We start from the raw sequence: 21,887 nt of genomic DNA on the forward strand, positions 1-21,887 counted from the left end.
CAGAAGTGAGCAATAACGAAATATAGGTGTTTTTCTTCGTATAACGGGCAGAAGTTTTTCTATTTACAACTCTACCACAAGTGATTTGATAGCCCAATCATTCTTAAGTTAAAAAAAGGAACTCTTATGAAATTTAACAAGTTATTCCCGTTGATGATTTTAATCTTCATCGCAGTTGGATGTAAATCTATCCCTACACAAAATCCCGCAGCAAAAGACAGCTCAGTTTTGGCTGTTGAAGTAAGCGTAAAACAATTTTTAGGAAGTAAATCTGCTTCACGTGTTCATGTTGTACGTGTTGATAAAAAAGTAAATCCTGGCCAGACTTTAATTACAAAAACTCCGGTCATTGCATCTAACTGGTCAGATCGTGGAGTTATTTATTATTTAAACGTTGAACCAGGTGAGTATGTAGTTGTCGCTTTTGAATACGAAGTTGAACAACAAGCACAACAAACTTCTTCTACTACTAGTGGTAACGTAACAGTGACTACTTCTTCCGGTGGTGGTAAAACTATTTTTACAGTGATTACTAATAAAGAAACAGCAGAAAAATCTAAAACAAAAGTAGCTGCTGGTCAATTAGCATATATGGGAAGTTTCCTTGTTGATACAAACAAAGATTTTGCAGAAGCAGATGAAATTCAAAAGCATTACGCAAATATTTTAAAACCAGGAATGTTGGAAAAAACAGGATTATTCGGTAATTTTTTCAGCGTAGATTTACTTGGAACACTTGTTTCTTTTACAAAAGATGAAGAAAAGATAAAAGAATTCAAAGAAGATTCTAAAAAATCTTTTGCAGAAACTCCTTGGAGTTATCTAACAGAAAAATAATTTCGAATTCGTATGTTTGGCAAATTGATTTTGTCAAACATACGATTGTTTATCAATTCATACTGGAAATATATGTTCAAAACTCGTAGATCCCGCCTTTGGCTTTTCTTACTGATCGGACTCGTCGTTTTATCTTTTTTAAGACCGAAGGATGAAGGTTCCGCTTATCAAGAATATTTTTTTGCCCTAAACCAAGAGTTGAAATCTAATGGTTTTGGAAAACCGGTTGTACTTTTGGACTTAGATCGGTTGGATGAAAATTTATCTACACTTTCGAAAAACATACCACCACCTTTACACTATCGTATTGTTGTAAAGTCACTTCCATCTTTGGATCTCCTCCGTTATATTACTAAAGCAACAAACACAAATCGTCTTATGGTTTTTCACTCAGGTGACCTGGTGATGTTACTAGGCAATCCTGAGTTTTCTTCCTTCGATATCCTTCTTGGAAAACCGATGCCAGTGCGTGCATTAGAAGATATTTATCAAAAAACAAAAGTTGATCGATTCCAAAAAATTCACTGGTTGGTTGATACAGAAACAAGGATGAAGCAATACTTGGAGTTTTCAAAATCAAAGAATATAAAACTCAACCTTGTTTTGGAGATTGATATTGGCCTTCACAGGGGTGGATTTGTGAATCCAAAGGAAACAAATCAAATTCTTTCTATCTTTCAAAACCATCAGAAATACTTAGAGTTTGGTGGATTTATGGGATACGAGCCACATGTCGCCTCCGTTCCAAATCTATTAGGTGATAAGAATGAGGCGATAGAAAAAGAGATAGGATACTCATTGAAAAAATATGAAAGATTCGTTCAATCTGGTAAAGAATCATTTCCATCTTTGTTTGCAAAAGAATTACTTTTGAATGGTGGAGGAAGTAAAACGTATCGATTTTATCAAAAAAATCAAAATGTGGTCAATGATGTATCTGTTGGTTCCGCACTCGTGATGCCGACAGATTTTGATGTGAGTACACTTGTAGAACACAAACCTGCGTTTTTTATTGCAGCTCCTGTTTTGAAACGATTGGAAGGAACCACGATACCCTTTTTAGAATCCATTTCATTTTTATTTCCTTTGTGGAATCCTAACTTACAGGTGACTTATTTTATTTATGGAGGTGCTTATCTTGCAAAAAAAGAATCTCCCCAAGGACTTTTTGACAATAGCCTTTATGGTGTTAGTACAAACCAAGGGATCTTAAACGGAAGTTTGGCGACTGGCTTAAAACCAGATGACTATGTTTTTTTTCGTCCCACCCAAAGTGAAAAAGTAATGGCTGAAATGGGCGAAGTGGTTCTTTTACGAAAGGGAAAAATCATTGGAACTTGGAAGTGTTTTATCAATTAGTATGCCAACGGTTGGCATACTAATGAGTAATGTAAGGTTTAGCTTTATTTGCCGGTAAAAAATTCCCACATAAGATCGTTTGCTTTGATGGCTGTTGATGGTGTGGCAGATCCAAAGAAAAGGGAAGGTTTTTTGCCACCAGGCCAAGAATGCCCTCCTGATTCGGTGACACAAAGTTTTACCTTCACACCATTTTTGCATTCATTGTATTCATCGCAAGTGACACCTGGTTCATCTAAGACACGTTTGGGTGTAGGATTACACTGGTTGAATTGAACCCATTTGTCTACCGATTTAGGAACAGAAACAAAATCAGTAACAAGTGATCTATCCTTAAAGCTATTGCCAGCACCACCAAAAAACAGAACTTTATCATCATCTTTTGCGTGAATATGCAATACAGAAATTGGTTTGGAAGGATTACAAGAGATTGTATTGTCAGTACCGGCAACGGTTGTGATTGCTGAAAGTTTATCTGTCATTTCACATGCAAGGCGATAGGTCATCATTGCTCCATTGGACATCCCAGTAGAATACACTTTGGATTTGTCGATGTGCAATTGTTTGGTGGTATTGTTTAATACTTCTTTGATAAAACCAACATCGTCAATTTTTTTGTCACGAGCTTCTGCACAACAATTCCCCGCATTCCATGTAGCGATTTTTCCTGATTTGTATTTACTATATCCATTCGGGAATACGGCGATATGTCCGTTTTCTTCCGATTTGGAAATTTGATGGTAATATTCTTCTTTAGCTTGGATTTCCATATCACCACCACCTCCATGTAAAACAAATAGGAGAGGCGTTTCTTTGTTAGGTGAATATGATTTTGGAACATGTACTTTGTAATATCGAGGGATTCCATCAAAAGGAAAAGTGAATGTATAATCACCCGGACTTTCTATTTTTTGGCTGAGATCGTTGGAAGCAATTGGTGCTGGTTTTTCTTCCATTTTTTTTTGGAAACGTTCTTGGATTTTACTACGCAACCAACCGCGGGAACAAGAAGCGGTTGAAAAAATGAGGAGGATGGAAGACAAAACCAAAAAGAATTTAGATTTTTGTTTCATAAACGTTTCCTTGTTATGGCAAGATACGACCTGAAAATTTTAATAAAAGTTCCAGGTGTTTTTACGTATATCCATTCAAAAATAGTAAGTTAGGGAAAGAAAAAAATGAAAGAAATAGTCTCATTTTTTTTTCACTCAATTTCCAAATTTGCCAAAATTTCTAAGGACCTAATTTTTTTATCTATATCATAAATAGAGGTAACTGTCATTAACTCATCAGCTTTTGTCTCATCTGAAATTTTTTGAATACCCGCTTTCACTGTGTTTGGTGCACCAACAACAGAATAAGATAACATTTGAGTCGCCATTTGTTTTTCTTGTGGAGACCAATAGGAATCGATGTCTTCAATGGGAGGTGGAAAAGTACCTCTCATATTTCGAAGAATCCGAGTAAAGGATTGTTGGGAACTTGTGAAAAGATGTTTGGCTTCTTTGTCTGTATCTGCTGCAATCACATTCACTCCCACCATTACATAAGGTTTGTCCAAATACTGGGAAGGTCGGAATTGTTTTCGATAAATACTTATGGCTTCCATCAAAGCACCCGGTGCAAAATGTGAAGCAAAGGCGTAGGGAAGCCCAAGGATTGCTGCAAGTTGAGCTCCAAACAAACTAGAACCTAATATCCAGACAGGGATATGAGTTCCCATTCCAGGAATAGCACGTATTTGTAATTGGTGATCATCATCTTCAAAATAAGCGAGTAGTTCTTTGACATCTTCAGGAAATGATTGTGCACTCATGGCATCACGTCTTAACGCGCGTAAGGTGAGTTGATCAGTCCCGGGAGCACGTCCAAGACCTAAATCAATCCTTCCAGGATATAAACTTTCTAAGGTTCCAAATTGTTCTGCAATGACAAGAGGGGAATGATTTGGTAACATAATCCCTCCGGCGCCAATGCGTATGGTTTTGGTATGTCCTGCTAAATGACCGATGACAACAGAGGTAGCTGCACTTGCGATGGATGGGAAGTTATGGTGTTCAGCAACCCAAATACGATGGTAACCCAAACTCTCTGCCACTTTTGCCACTCGAACGGAATTCGCCAGAGCTTCTTTTGCGGTATTTCCTTCATTGATAAAAACTAAATCGAGAATTGAAAATTTTGCCATTAAGAACACATTCCCTTTTTGCTCTCTCACGTGTAAATGGGTAAAAAAGGAAAATCATGTTTTATAGAAAAAAAGATAAATTCGATTGTTATGTGAAATTTTAATTTGTGGTGTTCATTGATAAAAAAACATTCCAAAGAGTTAAAATAGAAGTCTAAGTAATTCGCAGACCAAGGTTTTCTCTTTTCAAGTTCTTTTCATGAGAAGTTAGGAATCAAAGGTATGCCGTAAGATAGTTTGAATTAAGATTGAATGAAAGTTTGGAACCCTAACTTAAGTCCGAAGGAAAAATCTCTCGTCCAAACTGTATTTGTATTTGAATCCAATCATGGAGAGAAACATAAACTTCCTTTTTATGCAGATGGATTTCCTGGAATTGTATTTTTTCATTCCGAAAAACCTGTGACGGTTTTTGTTGGATCGGAATCCAAAGTAATGGATCCAGTATTTGTTTATGGGCAGACCATTGATCCCATACAAATTGAGATTGAAGGTCCTTTTTTCTTTGTGATGGTCCAACTCCTCCCTGCAGTGGTCGAAACAGCTTTGGGCATTCCTGTTCTTGAGCTAACCAATTCTTGTTGGACAATCCCTAAGTTTGAGTGGGACTTTGAACCTAATTTTAGTTTGGCGATTAAAGAGTTTTCTTCTTCTTTGGCAACCCAGGCATTACTGAATTTTATTCTCGAAAAAGGAAAGATGTTTCGGCCAGATCCGGTTTTGTATGTTTGTATCGAAGAAATTTTAGAGAAAAAAGGGAACTGTGAAATCGGGAAGTTATCCAAAAAACTTGGGCTTTCTGAAAGAACACTGCAAAGGCGATTCCAAAACTATGTAGGTCTTACCCCAAAACAGTTCTCAACCATCATTCGGTTTCAATCTAGTTTAAATGAAATAAATACAGATAATAAATTTAGTTTAACCGATATAGCGTATGTTAGTGGATATTCGGACCAATCTCATTTTATCCGCCAATTTAAATCCTTTACCAAACAAAAACCATTTCAATTCAGAGAAAAAATCTAAACCCTGTCGGGTTTGTCCAATTTTTCTTTTCCTGTTTCTTGTATTCTTTGTTACATGAAACCAAAAACACTTATCATTGGATCCAGTGGAAAAACTGGATCACGAATCCTATCAAAACTCAAACAAGCGGATTATCCAGTTCGGTTGGGATCAAGAAAGGCGGAACCATCCTTTGATTGGGAAAATCCAGAAAACTGGGAAGAGACCCTCCAAGGAATCGATCAGGTTTACATTAGTTTCCAACCAGATTTGGCAGTGCCATCTTCTTTGAAGGCGATCCAATCTTTTGTGCAAGTTTGTCAAAAAAACAAAGTGAAACGTCTTGTTTTGTTATCAGGTAGAGGGGAACCTGAAGCAAAAGCTTGCGAACAAGTTGTACAAAACTCAGGTTTAGAATGGACCATCCTTCGGTCGAGTTGGTTCTTACAAAATTTTAGCGAAGGGATGTTTCTCGAACCAATTTTGGAAGGTAAAGTTTTATTTCCTAAGGTAGCAGCCAAAGAACCCTTTGTGGATTTGGATGATCTAAGTGAACTTGCCTTTGCCTCTCTTGTCACAGACAAACATAAAAATAAACTCTATGAGCTGACAGGTCCAGAACTAGTAAGTTTTAAAGATGTTTTCAAAACCATAGCAGAAGTCACAAATCAAACGATAGAATTCGAAGAACTTCCATTAGATGATTATTTGTTAACTTTAAAGGAATTTGGACTTCCAGAAGATGTTTTATGGTTAATCGATTATCTGTTTCGGACCGTGCTTGATGGAAGAAATGAATCAGTCGTAAGCGATCTGGAGCTGGCACTAGGCAGAAAACCAAAAGATTTTCAAACCTATGCCAAAGAAACTGCCAAATCTGGAATTTGGAAAATGCCAGAAAGAGTCAGTTAACTTTAATTTGATGATTCGGCGGGGTATCCGCCGTATGTCATCTTTCCAGTTAAATAGATCGGACTTTTTTGTTCTAAGAGAACCCGCTTGTTGAGTTTGGATTGGATCTCCATCAGTGTTTGTAAGGAATACGACGTGCTTCCCCCATCTACAATTAAAACATAATGGTAAGAAGAGTTTGGATTTTCATCTAAGTCCAAATCATCCCATACATGTAAAATATTTCCCGAACCAACCTCTCGATTTCGATCGGGAGTGATGATGGCTTCATTGATTTCTTGGTTAGGGCTTGTTGGTAATGATTGGTTATAGATTTTTTTTTCGGAAACTAAGATTGCCTTTGTCGGATCAAAATGAGAAGGAAGATAAATCTCTGTGGGTGCATCCGAAAACCTTCCTTTCCAAATAACAAACTGAAATCGTTTCCCTACAAAGTATTTTGGTTCCAAATCTCCAGGTTTGATTGCGGCCCATGAAAATACATTGTTCCAGGTATCATATCCAACCGTGTTATAGTGACTACTGATGATCCGGCCTTGTGACTTACGTAGATAACCGCGTTCGATGGTATGGTTATTTAAGTTGAAACTAGTTCCATAATTTCCTACCACAGAGAAATCTTCTTCATTCCATGCATCTTTTGTGGTAACAAGTTTATTCGGATTTCCATTCATATATTCTGCATGGTTGTTGTAATAATAATCCCAGTGCCACTGGGTTCCCGATACAATTGGATTGTAAAAATCGGCGAATCTAGATTTAGAACTTTGGTTCCCATCTGAAATTTCCATCGCTTGGTAAACAGCACTGATCATTCTTGGTGTGTCTTTTGCACCTGTGCCCTTGAGCCACATTCCAAATTCACTGAGAAACGCGGGAATTTTTAAAAACCTAGATTCCTTTCTGATTTCATCTAAATATTTGAAATACGTTGCGTTATCAATTCCTGTCAGATCTGTTCCCATACGACCAGCATCATAGAAGTGAGAGTTAAAAACAAATCCAGGGCCTGGTGGTGAAAGTAAATGACCACCTCCTGTTGCGGGTGCAATCGCCGAACCAATGTTTGTATTCCAAAAAACAAGTGGTTCTGCAAATACCCATTTGTTTTCCCAACCATTTTGATTTAAAATGGCTCGGATTTTCTTGTAAAATGGCCATAACTTTTGGTTGTCCCACTGGGCAGGTGTGAATCCTTCCATTCCCCCGTCCACTGGTTCATTAAATGGATCAAGTCCGAGTACGTAAGAAAATTCTTCTGCACTTAGTTTTTCTTTGAGATAGGCTGATGTTTTTTCGATTTGCCATAGAAACTCTGTCTGCATATTTTTTGTTCCGGAATTTGTGGAGAGAGGGGCATTGTTCCAAAAATTACGAAAGGCTCGCCGCACTGCTTCATTTGTTAAATTGTTTTGGCTCCAACTGGCACAAATAAATCCGCAGTATTCGGTGGGATAACTTCCACCTTTTGTGATCCAAGCCGGTGCGCCGTTACCAGTATGCCATGAGTTTTTATTAAAGAGATGGCGAGAAAATAAATCCTGGTGGTAGTCGAGAAGGATATACATTCGTTTGGCAGTTGCTTTTTTGATTTGGTTTATGACAGCATCTAAATAATTATAATCGATTGTGTCCACAGCAGGATGGACTCCTTCCCAAGCGATCGTATAACGAATGATATTTGAACCTGTGGTTTTTCCGAGCCTGGTAAATGCAATCTCAGCGTCAGATTCATTGGCAAAAGGTTTGAATCCATGTTGTGCTAGTTTCATATTCCCCGAAATATTAAAGCCTCGGAAACTGACCTCACGTCCAAGTCCATCCACAAAAATTTGGTCTGTGAACTGGTTGTTTGTTTTTTCCGAAATCAGAATTTCCCTCTCCTGGGATGTAAGACTATAATCCAAACTATGTGGAGAAATTAAAGTTGTGGTTGCCTTTGCTAATCCCAAGGAATGGTTTTCCGTGTTTCCCGGTTGCCTATCTCCACCTGATGATAGTAAGGCGAGAATGTTTGACTCGGAATCTTTTGCCGGAGCACAGGCAAGAGTGCTGAGTAAAAAAAAGCGGGTAAGGGCAGAGCCTAGGGTTTTTAGTTTCCGGTTTGGTTTCATAATTCCTCGTTTGGCATTCCTTGGGAATGGCTTTGGCCAGTTGCCTCACGCTAGCCGACATTTGTCGATTAAAAAATTTGACACTAAATTTCCATAAATATGCAATAGAGAAATCCAAATTCGGATAATTCACCCGGTTGCAAAAAGAAAGTGACTTACCTTTTTCCCCCAGGAGAATTTTACACCCAATTACATCCCATTTTCTTTCCAATCTGTCCAATTCTTGGGGAATTTACTCTTTCTTTGTAGCGGAAACCTGAACACTGCTCTATAAAAATCGACATATGTCGATTAAATTTCTTGCCATATTTTTAACACTGTTTAGACTTATAAACCGAATTTGGTTTTGGATCGGCCTTGGCCCTGAGAGGAAACCCAAGCGAAAAACTGTTTTATTTAGAAATTTAGATTCGGAGAAAGTATATGAATTCCAAAAGAGAATCCCGAGTGCGCTTGGGTTTTACCATGATTTGCAGTTTTCTGGTTTTGCATTGTTCCGACCAGAAACCGTCCCCATCCCCCATTCTTGGGCTTGTCAGCGCAGGTGCGAGTGAGAGTTCTCAATCGGATTTGGTGAGTTCGTCTGGTGTGAACCGGGCAGTGGCACCAAATCTAGGTTCATCGCCCTATTTAGTCGGTGCAGGAATGTATGACATCACGGGCCCTGCTGCAGAAGTAGGGATGATGGGATTTGCCGAAAGTGCGCAAAAAACAGAAGGGATTTATATGCGACTTTGGTCAAGAGCCTATATCATTGGCGATGCTTCCAAACGAGTGGTATTTGTCAGTGCTGATTTGGGTATGATCTTTCAATCGATCAAACAAGCAGTGAGTAAAAAAATTGCCTTGGATTCAGAACTTTCTCCTTATTACAATGAAGCCAATGTTTTGCTTTCTGCAACTCATACGCATAGTGGTCCTGGTGGTTACTCCCATTATTTTTTATACAATGCAACCACAGCAGGTTTTATCAAAGAAAACTATGACGTAATTGTAGATGGAATTTATCGTTCTATCAAATTAGCTCACCAAAATCTAGTTCCTGGGAATGTCTATATCAACCAAGGAAACCTAACCGATGCTAGTAAAAATCGTTCCGCCGTTGCTTACGATAAAAATCCAGTTAGTGAAAGGAACTTTTATGGATCGAACGTAGACCATACAATGACTTTGTTGAAACTAGTAGCGGCAGATGGTAGAGAACTAGGAATGGTCAACTGGTTTGCTGTACACCCAACCAATGTTGGTCCAACTAACAAGTTGATTGGCGGTGATAATAAGGGACTTGCTTCTTATTTATTTGAAAAGTCAAAAAGTGCAAACTATTCTGCAACCCAAACCTTCGTGGCAGCTTTTGCTCAATCGAATGCTGGTGATGTAACTCCAAACCTATGGGGACCTGCTGATGGAGTGAATGATTATGCACGTCAAAAGATTATTGCAGAAAAACAATTAAACAAAGCACAATCATTGTATTCTTCTGCCAACACCCAGTTGACTGGTTCTGTTGACTTTAGACATACGTATGTTAACTTTTCAAACCTTTATATCAGCAGTTTGGGAACCACTACTTGCCCTGCGGGAATGGGTGCTTCATTTTCTGCCGGGAGTGTGGAAGATAATGCGGTCTCTGTAGACTTTTTTGATGAAGGAACCACGGTGGATTCCCTTGATTGGAATACAAATACTGCGGACGCATTTAAAGCAAGTTTCCTCGGCGGATTCCTTGGTGTTCTTTGGCCCACTTCCGTGAGCGAAGCATATAAACTTTGTCATGCAGAAAAACCTGTCCTCATTCCTACAGGTGTGGCAAGTTTTGATGGCAATCCTTGGACTCCACCAGTGATTCCGATGCAGATCATAAAAATTGGAAACCTGGCGATTCTTGCCATTCCTGCCGAAGTGTCCACTATGGCTGGCAGAAGGCTTCGTTCTCTCGTAAAAAATGTTTTGGAAAACGAATACACAGTCGTAGCAGGACTATCCAATTCTTATACTTCGTATCTGACAACAAGAGAAGAATACTCTTCACAACAATATGAAGGAGCTTCCACTCAATTTGGACCGAACACTTTACTCGGTTATGAACAAGAATTCGGAAAGCTAGCAAGCGCTATGCGAAATGGGTCAACTTCTCCTGCAGGCCCCATCCCACCGGACCTCACCAATTACCAGGCAACTTTCCAAACTGGCGTTGTATTTGATGATGTTCCCCTCTTTAAAAGTTTCGGAACGGTATTTACCCAACCTTCAGCATCATACAGCAGTGGTGCCACTGTGAATGCTGTCTTCTGGGGAGCTCATCCGAAAAATAACATGCTCATCGGAAGTAGCTTTGTGGATGTGGAAAAACAAAACGGATCGACATGGTCAGTGGTAGCAAGGGATTACGATCCATCCACAACATACCGATGGCAACGAGATGGGGTTGCCTATTCCAAAATTAATGTTTCTTGGAATACAACCTCCTTTCCTGCAGGAACCTACCGACTCAGACATCGGGGCCATTGGAAATCTGGTTGGACTGGAGCGATCAGTGCATACCAAGGGGTCACAAACAATTTCACAGTGCAGTAATATCTGAACAACCACTCACCTGACCCTTAAAAAAGGTCAGGTATTTTCTTTACAACGAGATTGACTGGGTAAGATTTTCTAGAAGGCTCGTAATATGGATAAATTGGTAGACGCATCCTTATCCCCAGACCTTGCTTCCAGGCCCTTCAAGTTCACAAGCAAACAGGGAAGAAACAGACGCACACAATTGTTAACAATTGCCTTGGAATTCCTTCGGGAAAAATCTCCAGAAGAGATTAGTTTTGCAGACATTTGCAAAGAAGCCAAAATCCCGAGGCCATCTGCTTATCATTTTTTCCCCAACGTGGAAGCCATTTTCCATGGCATTCGGTTGTTGCATTCAGAAAGCCTTATCGAAAAATCTTTGTTATTAAAAAGAGAATCCTTTGATTCCTGGAAAACATATATTGAAAGATCGATCGATGTTGCGGTAGAAGTAACCAATAAAGAAAGGGCTTTCCCACGATTGATTTATGGGTATCGAATGAGTAACCCTGAGATGCGCCAAGTGGGCCAGGAATTGGATGCAAAGTTAGCAAACCTTGCCAAACTCGGGCTTATGGACAGGTTTGAATTGCCTGAATTAGAACAGACAGACCAAATCTTCGGAGTTGCTTTTTCGATTGCTGATTCACTCTTAAAACATTCATACAGAACCTATGGTGACTTCACAACTTGGATGGTGAGTGAAACTAAAAAAGCAACAATTTCCTATTTAAAAAACTATTTACCGGAAGTTTGTAAACCAAAGTAAAAATTTAGTAATTACCTGAATAAGTAGGTCCGCCAGTAGTCCCCCCGTTAATAGTTGTTATGCTGTTTATGGGGTTAAATCCTTGATCATAATAAAGTGCGGTTTGGCAACCGAAAAGCCTGTTTCCATTAAAACTAATCGGACTTGATCCTCCATCTTCATACAAACAATACTGAATGGAACCACCTGAAGTAAAAAGTGTGTTGAACTGATAGTTCCCGACATCACCGGCGCCTGCACCATGATATATCGCATAACTGGTATTACCTGATCCACCATTCAGAATGTTACCAGTGACAACCGAATTGGAAGGATGGCTTGTGTTAAATGCATAAGAAATATTTCCAATACCGCCATCAACTGTATTGTTAACAATCGTCGGCGTATTTGCATGAGGCGAATTATAAATTCCGTGGGAAGAACCATTGGCAACCCCACCATAAATGGTATTGTAAACCACAGTTGGCGAAGAACTATCTTGGGCTACGACTCCAAAAGTATTTGTGACAGAAGAAGTTCCCCCTTGAATCGTATTATTGGAAATGAATGCCGAAGAAGTGGAAAGAAAAATAGCGACTGAAATAGCATTACTGACGACACCTCCTTCCAATCTGTTGTTTGTGATTGAGGGCGATCCTAATAAACAATTGAAGGCAATTGATGCTGTAGGAGCATTCGGATTTGATGCACCTCTAATGGTAAATCCATCCACCACTGTAGAGGTTGTGATCGTAGCCCCGGCATTGACCGCGATGGAATCGGCGTTTGCCGTTGCTGTATCTATAATCCTAACAACGTAAACACTAGAATTACGATTTAAAAATCCAGAACTAAACCCACCGTATAAAGAAACATTATTTGTCAGATTCACTTGAGTTCCGAGTCCACTGTCCACAGGATAAATCCCTTCCGAAACAAAAACAGCCGCTGGTGGAGTTGCTCCTGTAATGGCAGAAGTAATTGTGAGTTTTGCATTCCCCGGAGTCGTTCCTAAATTTCCATCATTTCCAGAAGGACTTACATAATATAAATTGGTATTTGCAGCAAGAACAGTGTAATTGCCGCTGATAGGTGATAAATGAATTCCAAGTGAATCTGTTGCATCCAAAATGAAGGAATGAGTTCCGACTGGGATGGAACCCGAAAGATCCACAGTGTCATTGGCAACGTAAGTGTCTGACCAAACGGGAGTTAGGTTAACTCCAAGAATTGCAGAGAATGAATCTGGAATCATACTCCGACTGAATATGATTCGAATTTTTGTATTAGCGAGAATGACATTCCCGAGAGAGGGAGTGATGGCCGCTGTTGGGCTCCCATAAAGTCCCAAAAGGAAACCAAGTTGTTTTAGTTTGTCATTTTTTTTGGTTGGATCGAGGTCCAAAATTTCCCTAACAATTGGGTTTAACAAACAATGGAATTGAAAACAAATCAGAACGAAAACAAATAGAAAAGAAACCCTTCCGTATTTTCTATATTTTCGCATAACACAACCAGAGTTGTGTAAGTTATGTTATTTTGTCAATCAGGCAATTAATATATCAATTTAGAATGGACAGTTTGTTCGAAGAAAGGAGTAGATTTTTAACCTGAAAGTTCCGGGTTATACGGATTTCATTCCAACGTAAGCGTATTCTGTCACCGTTTGGATGAATTTTTCCATTTCTTTCGGGTCGTTTTTCATCTGCAATCGGCCTTCTAAAAATAACATAGCAATTCCGTGAATCATCGCCCAAGAAGCTAAGGTTTTTTCTCTGGTATTTCCTTTTTCTAAATGACCCAAAGATTGGCCCAGTCGAATGATCTCATGTAACTGGCGATAGGTTCTCCTGGAAACAGCCAGCAATGTTGGATGGGTTTTTGCATCCACTCCAGTTCCACCAAACATAATCCTTGCGAACTGCCTGTTTTCCATAATGAACTGGAAGTAGGTCCAACCGAGGGCTCTGTATCTTCCTTTAAAGTCTTGGTCAGTTTTTTCTAATTCTTTTTGATAAGTTTCAAAATACTTTTGGAATCCGATTTCGGCTAAGGCTGAAAACAAAGCATGTTTATTTTCAAAATGGTGGTAGGTGGCGACATGGCTCACTCCCGCTTTTGCGGCCACTTTGCGGAGTGAGATATCTTCGAGAGAAGTGGTTCCGAGGAGTTCCAAACCTGCTTGGACCAATGCTTCTTTCACATTCATTCCATTTTCTTTTGAAGGGCGGCCTACTGCCTTCGGTTTTTTTGGTATGGTTTTTTTTCTCGAAATCGCCATTTCCCCAATTCTTGTTCAGACTCTTTTAATGACTAGTGTTAATTACCGGTGGTAATTTTAGGACTTGCTTTCAAAATTCGAAATATTACCAATGGTAAATTAATTCAAACTAGGAAATTGTCAGAATGAATCCAGCATTTACACCGATCCAAATTGGTAATTTTACCCTCCCCAACCGTTTTATTATGGGCTCCATGCATCTTGGTGTGGAAGGAGAAACCGGCACAGCTGAAAGGATGGCCGCTTTTTATGGCAAACGATTCGACGGGGGAGTGGGTCTTATCGTGACCGGTGGGATCAGTGTGAATGAGGAAGGGAAAGGATCTCGGACTTTTTTTAACATCCAGAAAGAAGAACATTTTAATGAATTAAAACGAATGAATGAACTCCTCTCAGGCAAAGGAACCATGTGTGCACAACTTTTTCATGCAGGTCGTTATGCTGCGGATAGAAATTGTGTGGCCCCGTCTGCCATTCGTGCACCAATCAATCGTTATGTGCCAAAAGCTCTGACAGAAGACCAGTGTTGGAAAACCATAGAAGACTTTGGAGTGGCGGCAAAACTCGCACGAGAAAGTGGGTTTGGTGCCGTTGAGATTATGGGGAGCGAAGGATATTTATTAAACCAGTTTTTTTCTCCGGTCACCAACCAGAGAGATGATTATTTTGGCGGGGATGCAATTCGCCGGATGAACTTTTCCATAGAAGTCCTTCGTGTTGTGAAAAAACAACTCCCGGAAGGATTTCCTGTTATTTTTCGTATGTCAGGGATTGATCTGATTCCAGGAAACCCAAACTTTGAAGAAGTCATTCAGCTAGCGCAAGTTTTGCGGGATGAAAAAGTTTCTGCTTTGAATATTGGTATCGGTTGGCATGAATCTAGAGTTCCTACCATTAGCCAACTGGTTCCGAGAGGGGCTTGGGTTCCCATAGCAAGTCGGATCAAGGAAAAGGTCACTGGAGTTCCTATCATTGCATCGAACCGAGTAAATGATCCCATCACGATGCAAAAAGTTTTTGATGAAAACAGGGCAGATATCATTTCAATGGCAAGACCATTTCTGGCAGATCCATTCATTGTCAAAAAATTCCAAACCGGAATGTCAAACCGAATCAACACTTGTGTGGCCTGTAACCAAGCCTGTCTTGACCATGCCTTCCAAGAAAAATTTGTTTCCTGCATTGTGAACCCAGAAGCGGTCCATGAATTAGAATTTTCGAAACCTAAAACCAAAGATCCTAAAAAAGTTCTCGTGATTGGAACAGGGCCTGCAGGGCTTGAGGCAGCACGTGCCAGTGCAAACCTAGGCCACAAGGTCACTCTTGTGGAAAAAGCCAATGTCCTTGGTGGTCAATTCCAATTGGCATCTAACATTCCAGGTAAGTCAGAATTCAAAGAAACCATTCGATACTTTGCCAATGAACTTCCTGCACTTGGAGTTGAGATTCGTTTGAATACAAATGCAACCTTAACATTGTTAGAAACAGAAAATCCCGATGTGACTATTTTTGCCAGCGGTGTGAAACCACGTGAGTTTTCTTTAAAAGGACTAGAAAATCTTCCATCAGGAAATTATACTGAGTATCTTACAGGAAAATTCAAACCAGGAAAACGTGTAGCGGTGATTGGTGGAGGAGGGATTGGTGTGGATGTGGCCCATAGATTGACGGAAGAAGAAGATCCTACTTTAAATTCCTATGATAAAAAATACAATATCAGTTCCTTTACCAATGCTGGAGTTCAGAAAGAAAAAGCACACAGGGATGTGGCTGTCTTTCGTAGGAATGGAAAACACGGAGCAGGGCTTGGGCCTACAACATTTTGGGCCCTCAAACAAGAGTTAGAGTCTGTGGGAGTGGAGTTTTACCAAGGCCTTACATACAAAGAAGTCACAAAAGAAGGTTTAAAAGTGGAACTAAAAAATGGAGAAGAGTTTTTGTATCCTTGTGATTCACTGATTTTATGTGTAGGCCAGGAAAAAGAAAACTCTGTATTAGATGAATTCAAATCTAAATACCCAAACAAACAAACCATTGTGATTGGTGGGGCAAAAGATCCAAAAAATATCGATGCCAAACGAGCATTTTTAGAAGGTTTAGAAGCAGCGCATAGCATTCATTAGGAGGAAAACATGATCGCAAATAACTATTTTTCAGAAGACGAAGACTTACAGGTAATTTTTAACCAACTTCTTGATTGGGATTCCATCATTAAAGAAACAGAAGGGGAAGGTTTTTTTGACCACCAAACATTTGTAAAAACAAATAACCCTCGTTATGAAATGGCTCCTTCTACAAAAGAAGAAGCACTCGAATTATATACTTCTAGTTTGGAAGCAATGGGTGATTTTTTTGGAAACGATGTGTCCCAAAAATCTCAGACAATGGATCGTAATGAATTAAAGTATTCCAATGGAAAGGTGATTTTTCCTAAAGAAACCATCGAGGTTTATGAAAAGTTTCGAAACACAGGTCTTATGGCATATTCTCTTTCGAGAGAAGCAGGTGGTCTTGCTTTCCCGGCAACGGTGGGCGCACTGTATGCGATGCTTATGGCAAGGGCCGATGTTGCTTTTTGTATGACGACTACCTTACTCAACTTAGCACAAATTGTGGACCGGTTTGGAACTCCTGAACAGGTAGAAACCTATGCCACAAAGGCCGCAACCGGAGAGTGTTTATTTGCTATGTCACTCACGGAGCCTGATTATGGATCTGACCTTAACAATGTAAGAACTGTTGCAGTGAAACAAGAAGATGGAAGTTACCGCTTAACAGGAACAAAACGGTTTATCTCACAAGGTTGTGGGCTTGGTGACCATCCAGCCCTTCTTCTCACATTGGCACGCACTGGAAAATCGGAAGGTGGAGCAAGAGGACTCTCTGTATTCATTGTAAAAAGTGAAGATGTATTTGTGGCAGGTATCGAAAAGAAAATGGGAATTCATGCTTCTCCCACTTGTGAAATTGTCTATGAAAACACATACGGGGAAATTTTAGGAGAAGAAGGACTTGGTCTCACTCGTTATACAGCTGGGATGACAAACTTTATGCGTCTTGTCAGTGCCTCCGGTGGTTGTGGTGGGGGAGCTGCTGCTTATTTCGAATGTGTGAAGTATGCAAGCGAAAGAAAACAATTCGGAAAACCCATTGGTGAAATTCCTGCAGTGGCAGAGATGATTCATAAAATCAAACGGGAAACAAATGCAATGCGACTTCTCACTTTAGAAACAGCTCGTGTGATCGATATGTACCAACACCATCAAATCCGAATGGAAAAAGCTGGAAACGAAGATAGAGAAATTCGAAAAGATGAAAAGGTAAAGTATTGGTCTACACTTGCTTCCACTCTCACTCCGATGGCTAAGTATTATAGTTCGGAAGAAGGGCATAAATGTACCAATCTTGCAGTGCAAGTGTTTGGTGGTGCAGGTTACACAGAAGATTACGATATCTCTCGTATGTTTAGGGACTCTCGAATCAATACCATTTATGAAGGCACAAGCCAAATTCATGTTCGAATTGCTACAGGTGCTATTCTTGCCGGTATGGCAGGTGATGGAAATTTCAGAAAGTATCTCAATTCTTTGAAAGCTGAGATTCCAACTCCATCATCGTTTCTTTTGGAACAAGAAAGAATTTTGGAAGAATCCATCCGTGTGATGCGAAACATCCAAGAAGAAGTAAGAAAAGAAACAGTCGCAGAAAACTTAATGATCCAAATGACTCGTTACATCTGTAGTTTGTTATACGAAAAATCAATTTCCAAAATTAAGGACTCTAAGGTCAAAGAAACTTGGGAAAAAGATTGCCGGGCTTATGTTGTTGATAGTGCAGCCATCGCCCAATCTTCTTTGTATCGAATTCAAAATTTTGGATAAAACGATAGAATAGAATTGATCACTTAGCGGTTGTTATGATTTTTTCAACTAAGTCCAAAATTTTTTGGATGGAGGTCGGATCTCCATAACCACCAGCAGTGGTAACAATTACCATATCTAAACTGGGGATGGAGAAAATGAGTTGGCCTCCATTCCCTAGTGCAAGGGACCACGGAATTTTTTTCTCCAAATAGATCGTTTCTCCGAGCCACCATTGGTACCCGTAACCAAGAGACTTCCCATCTTTTCTAAATATTTTTACCTCTGAATCGATTTGAAATTTAAGTGAGTCATTTATCCATTGTTTTGGAACAATTTGTTTCCCTTTCCAGTATCCATGGTTTAAAACCAACCTACCTAACTTTAACATATCCCTCGGTCTTAATCGAAGCCCTGCATGTGGAAGTGCTCTTCCATTTTGATCTTCCACCCATTCAAAGTGTTGAATTTCTAATGGATCAAATAACCATTCTTTCGCCAATTCTTTCAATGATTTGTTGGTTTTCGCAACTAGAATATCAGAAAGAACCGATGTTCCACCTCCGTTGTAATTGAATTTAGTTCCTGGTGGATTTAATATTTTTCTGTCAAAAACAAAACTTGGTATGTCCTTTTTCCAAAGGAGTCGTGTTTCATCACTAAATAAAAATACATACCTCCATTCTTCCCAATTTAGTCCACTACTCATTGTTAGTAGGTGTTTCCAAGTAATCTTTTGTTTGGGATCATCCACTGCAACGGGTAACGCAGGGTAAAAAGAAAGAACAGATGTATCGACTCCATCGATAATTTTTTTATCAATAGCAATCCCAAAAAGTAAAGAAACTACCGATTTACTAACTGATCTCACATCATGTAATGTATTAATATCAAATTTTGTTTCTTCATCAAAAGGGAATCTGAGACCATAACGTTTATTAAACGGATGGTCTTCTCTGGTATTGTAAACTTCTGCGATTAGTTTCCCATGTCTTTCGATGAGGAATGAATGAAATTCACTTTCATCAGAACTAATTTCTTTTATCAACTGGCAAAACTTTGTATCATCAAATTCAGTTTCGGTCGAATTCGAAATTTCCCAATCGCGAAGAGCAATTGGTTTTGCACAGTTTTCTTTTTCAGTTGGTTCTGAATCGATCGGATGGTTTGTAAAAGAAAAAAGGAAAAGTGTTACATTGATCAGAATCTTTTTTTGGTTCACAGTTTGTATCCAAGGATTATGTTTCCGAAACGATAAACGAACGTAAATCATTGGAAATCAAAAAAATAGAATGAATATAAAAAATTTGGAAATGAAAAAATTCAATGAAGGTGTTGACGAAAGGAAAAAAACGATCAAAAATACCGCAGAGGTTTTTCTATGAAAAAAATTCTAACGATCTTAACAAGTGTTGCCTTGGTCGCGACGGCTTCTGTGTTTGCTCATGACCACGACGGTCATGGAAGGAATGCGATGGCTGGAGATCATTTTAAAAAAATGGATGCCAACGGTGACAATAAAGTTTCTAAAGAAGAATGGCAAAAATTTCATGATGGTTTTTTCACTGAACTTGACAAAGACGCTGATGGATCAGTGACTTTAGAAGAGATGAAGGCCGCTCGTATTGAAAAACGAGATGAGAAAAAAGAAGAAATGAAAGAAAAAGTCAAAGAAGCGAAAGCCAAAAAAAACGATAAAAAGAAAAAACCATCCGAATAACATCTGTTTGGGACGGGGCGCCTCGCATCTAGTTCTATCATCGAAATCCAAAGATGAATCGACCGGGCTCTCCGCTCCAATCTTTGCCCTTCGGGCAAAGGATTTCCGCTGCGATCCTTGGCGCAGAGTTTTTATTTTTTACTATGAACGGAATCGAGAAATGTTTCACCGATTCCACTGCAGTTAACTAAAAAACAACCTAAGAAGCTAATACAAATCCAGACTCAATGCAAAAGGAGTAGAATTAGAGAATTTCTAATCTGCTTTAGGAGTATCTACATTCATATCGATCGGCATTGAGTTTCGATTGACGTTGGAAAATGAAGGAAACTAAATTGGACAAACGAAAGTCTTATGAAAGCGAAAAAATCCAAAATCAAACCATCCAAAAAATCGAATCATTCTAGTAAACCAACGAACAAACAAAAAACTTCATCCAAAAAAAAAGAAATCATCCAAGAGAGTTCCACAACTAACTTACGAACACAGGATAACCTTTCTCATCAATCAACGGCAGAACTGATTGATACCATTCATGAATATTCCATTGGACATGAAATTGCAAATGCAGTCACACATGGAATTGGAGGTGGACTCAGCATTGCTGGTCTTTCTATTTTATTGACAATGGCCGTTTTGTATGGAGATGTTTGGCATATTGTGAGTTCGGCAATATATGGAGCCACTCTCATTCTTTTGTATCTTGCTTCTACTCTCTACCACGGAATTTATCACACAGCAACAAAACGCATATTTAAAGTAATCGATCATGCCTCCATTTATTTGTTGATCGCAGGTACATATACTCCATTTACGCTTGTTAGTTTGCGTCAACACTCGGAGTGGGGATGGACCTTGTTCCTAGTAGTTTGGATTTTGGCTTTTGCCGGGGTTCTATTACTGTTATTGTTCCCAGGAAAATATAGTGGTGCCCGAGTTGTCGTTTATATCTTAATGGGTTGGCTTGCGATTTTTGTTATCAAAGACATTCGAACGGCCATTGGAATGGGAGGTATATCTTGGCTTGTAGCAGGTGGGCTTAGTTATACAGTAGGTGTAATTTTTTATCTTTGGGATAGCCTGCCATTTAATCATGCGATCTGGCATCTATTTGTTCTTTCGGGAAGTCTTTGTCATTTTTTTGCAATTTTGTTTTATGTATTACCTTCGGTGACAAAGTAAAAAAAAGATTTGTCAATTAATTGCGACGTATAAGAATCCACTGCTTTTATTGTTTTTAAAACAAAAAGAAAAACTCAGATAAAAACAAATTAAAGATTTAATAAAGCTACCCCAAATTGGCGTGGTAGCTTTGCGAAATTGATTACATTAGCATTCAATCATTGTCTATGTTGATTGCTACATTTCCCTTTTTGTGTCCAGCTTCCACATATCGATGTGCTTCTGCCATTGCTTCCAGTGGGAAAAACTTATCAATAACTACCTTATAGATTCCTTTTCTTGTGAGTTCAGTTAAAATATTTAAATTTTCAAGAGTCTCAGCTATTGGTCCAAATTTAATATTGATACCTTTTGTGAGAGAAATCCAAGCAGCCTGAAACATCTCTTTGAAGGAAGCACCTACTAAAACCAAAACTCCTCCTTCTGAACGATGTAATAAATTGGATGTTATGGAAGATTTCCCAACACACTCAAATACAACATCATATTTTTTGTTATGTGATTCTGATAAAAAGGTTTCATAATCCATTACGAAATCGGCACCTAATGATTTTACCAAATCAAAGTTCTTTTGGCTACAAACGGCTGTTACTATTGCACCAAAATGTTTTGCCAATTGGATCGCTGCCGTTCCCACAGAACTGGATGCTCCATAAACAATGAAAGTTTGATTTTTTTGAAGATTACATTTTTGAATAAAATCAAGTGCAGTCAATCCACCAAAAGATAGGCAAGCACCTTCCGAAAAACTTATTTCCTCAGGAAGGCGGAGGATGACAGAGGATTCAGGTATACAAGTATATTCTGCGTAAGCTCCTAGTCGCATTCCCGTGGATCCAAAAACCTTATCCCCAATTTTGAATTTTGTTACATCTTTGCCTAAAGAATCGACTACACCTGCGATTGATATTCCTAAGATAGGCTGTTTTGGCTTAAAAATTCCAAAATATAATTTTGCCAGTTTAGGATCTGCTTTGCGGATGCGCCAATCACCAGAATTGACTGCAGTATTGTAAATTTTGATTCTGATTTCATTTTTTTTTGGCGTTGGGATTTCCCGTTCTTCCAGTTTTAAAACTTCAGGTGGTCCATAATTTCTATAAGCAATTACTTTCAAAG

General features: G+C 39.1%; 17 protein-coding genes. 10 read left to right on the plus strand and 7 right to left on the minus strand.

Annotated features, from left to right (window positions below; all coding sequences use genetic code 11):
- Positions 1 to 126: 126 nt before the first annotated feature.
- Both EHR01_RS11040 and EHR01_RS11045 read left to right on the plus strand, forming a co-directional pair.
- Positions 127 to 837, plus strand: a complete 711-nt coding sequence (locus EHR01_RS11040; protein WP_135694842.1) for a hypothetical protein — start codon at positions 127 to 129, stop codon at positions 835 to 837.
- A gap of 72 nt (positions 838 to 909) precedes the next feature.
- Positions 910 to 2,196: an alanine racemase gene (locus EHR01_RS11045; protein ID WP_135694843.1), complete on the plus strand. Its 1,287-nt coding sequence runs from the start codon at positions 910 to 912 to the stop codon at positions 2,194 to 2,196.
- A gap of 44 nt (positions 2,197 to 2,240) precedes the next feature.
- On the opposite strand, the gene EHR01_RS11050 is transcribed toward EHR01_RS11045, so the two are convergent.
- Positions 2,241 to 3,269, minus strand: coding sequence for an extracellular catalytic domain type 1 short-chain-length polyhydroxyalkanoate depolymerase (locus tag EHR01_RS11050; RefSeq protein WP_135694844.1), 1,029 nt, complete (start codon positions 3,267 to 3,269; stop codon positions 2,241 to 2,243).
- A 131-nt stretch (positions 3,270 to 3,400) separates the two neighbouring features.
- The gene (locus EHR01_RS11055) at positions 3,401 to 4,384 is read right to left on the minus strand and encodes an LLM class flavin-dependent oxidoreductase (protein ID WP_135694845.1); all 984 of its coding nucleotides are present in this window, start codon (positions 4,382 to 4,384) and stop codon (positions 3,401 to 3,403) included.
- 252 nt (positions 4,385 to 4,636) lie between these two features.
- Here EHR01_RS11055 and EHR01_RS11060 point away from each other — a divergent pair, with 252 nt between their 5' ends.
- Together EHR01_RS11060 and EHR01_RS11065 are read left to right on the plus strand one after the other, a co-directional pair.
- Positions 4,637 to 5,410, plus strand: a complete 774-nt coding sequence (locus EHR01_RS11060; protein WP_135694846.1) for a helix-turn-helix domain-containing protein — start codon at positions 4,637 to 4,639, stop codon at positions 5,408 to 5,410.
- Positions 5,411 to 5,464: 54 nt separating this feature from the next.
- Positions 5,465 to 6,301, plus strand: a complete 837-nt coding sequence (locus tag EHR01_RS11065) for an NAD(P)H-binding protein (RefSeq protein ID WP_135694847.1) — start codon at positions 5,465 to 5,467, stop codon at positions 6,299 to 6,301.
- 2 nt (positions 6,302 to 6,303) lie between these two features.
- Here EHR01_RS11065 and EHR01_RS11070 read toward each other — a convergent pair whose 3' ends face one another.
- The gene (locus EHR01_RS11070) at positions 6,304 to 8,415 is read right to left on the minus strand and encodes a cellulase family glycosylhydrolase (RefSeq protein ID WP_135694848.1); all 2,112 of its coding nucleotides are present in this window, start codon (positions 8,413 to 8,415) and stop codon (positions 6,304 to 6,306) included.
- Between the two features lie 423 nt (positions 8,416 to 8,838).
- Between EHR01_RS11070 and EHR01_RS11075 the strand changes: the two genes are divergently transcribed.
- Together EHR01_RS11075 and EHR01_RS11080 are read left to right on the plus strand one after the other, a co-directional pair.
- Complete coding sequence (locus EHR01_RS11075) at positions 8,839 to 10,992, plus strand: neutral/alkaline ceramidase (protein ID WP_135694849.1); 2,154 nt, start codon at positions 8,839 to 8,841, stop codon at positions 10,990 to 10,992.
- 94 nt (positions 10,993 to 11,086) lie between these two features.
- Positions 11,087 to 11,746: a TetR/AcrR family transcriptional regulator gene (locus EHR01_RS11080; protein ID WP_135694850.1), complete on the plus strand. Its 660-nt coding sequence runs from the start codon at positions 11,087 to 11,089 to the stop codon at positions 11,744 to 11,746.
- Positions 11,747 to 11,750: 4 nt separating this feature from the next.
- Here the strand turns inward: EHR01_RS11080 and EHR01_RS11085 are convergent, their stop codons facing one another.
- Complete coding sequence (locus EHR01_RS11085; RefSeq protein WP_135694851.1) at positions 11,751 to 13,232, minus strand: hypothetical protein; 1,482 nt, start codon at positions 13,230 to 13,232, stop codon at positions 11,751 to 11,753.
- A gap of 117 nt (positions 13,233 to 13,349) precedes the next feature.
- Positions 13,350 to 14,006 (minus strand): TetR/AcrR family transcriptional regulator, encoded by a 657-nt coding sequence (locus EHR01_RS11090; RefSeq protein ID WP_135694852.1) that lies wholly within the window; start codon positions 14,004 to 14,006, stop codon positions 13,350 to 13,352.
- Positions 14,007 to 14,131: 125 nt separating this feature from the next.
- On the opposite strand from EHR01_RS11090, the gene EHR01_RS11095 reads away from it, so the two are divergent.
- Positions 14,132 to 16,129, plus strand: coding sequence for an oxidoreductase (locus EHR01_RS11095; protein WP_135694853.1), 1,998 nt, complete (start codon positions 14,132 to 14,134; stop codon positions 16,127 to 16,129).
- A gap of 9 nt (positions 16,130 to 16,138) precedes the next feature.
- Positions 16,139 to 17,887, plus strand: coding sequence for an acyl-CoA dehydrogenase family protein (locus EHR01_RS11100; RefSeq protein WP_135694854.1), 1,749 nt, complete (start codon positions 16,139 to 16,141; stop codon positions 17,885 to 17,887).
- A 19-nt stretch (positions 17,888 to 17,906) separates the two neighbouring features.
- Here the strand turns inward: EHR01_RS11100 and EHR01_RS11105 are convergent, their stop codons facing one another.
- Entirely contained in the window at positions 17,907 to 19,088 is a 1,182-nt protein-coding gene (locus EHR01_RS11105) for a serine hydrolase domain-containing protein (RefSeq protein WP_244310087.1), read from the minus strand.
- A 159-nt stretch (positions 19,089 to 19,247) separates the two neighbouring features.
- Between EHR01_RS11105 and EHR01_RS11110 the strand changes: the two genes are divergently transcribed.
- Both EHR01_RS11110 and trhA read left to right on the plus strand, forming a co-directional pair.
- Positions 19,248 to 19,586, plus strand: coding sequence for a lipoprotein (locus EHR01_RS11110; protein ID WP_135694856.1), 339 nt, complete (start codon positions 19,248 to 19,250; stop codon positions 19,584 to 19,586).
- Between the two features lie 354 nt (positions 19,587 to 19,940).
- Positions 19,941 to 20,768 (plus strand): PAQR family membrane homeostasis protein TrhA, encoded by an 828-nt coding sequence (trhA, locus tag EHR01_RS11115; RefSeq protein WP_135694857.1) that lies wholly within the window; start codon positions 19,941 to 19,943, stop codon positions 20,766 to 20,768.
- Positions 20,769 to 20,922: 154 nt separating this feature from the next.
- Here trhA and EHR01_RS11120 read toward each other — a convergent pair whose 3' ends face one another.
- Positions 20,923 to 21,885, minus strand: coding sequence for an NAD(P)-dependent alcohol dehydrogenase (locus EHR01_RS11120; RefSeq protein ID WP_135694858.1), 963 nt, complete (start codon positions 21,883 to 21,885; stop codon positions 20,923 to 20,925).
- Positions 21,886 to 21,887: the final 2 nt, after the last annotated feature.

Origin of the sequence: Leptospira mtsangambouensis (genome assembly GCF_004770475.1) — a bacterium.
Taxonomy (GTDB): domain Bacteria; phylum Spirochaetota; class Leptospiria; order Leptospirales; family Leptospiraceae; genus Leptospira_A; species Leptospira_A mtsangambouensis.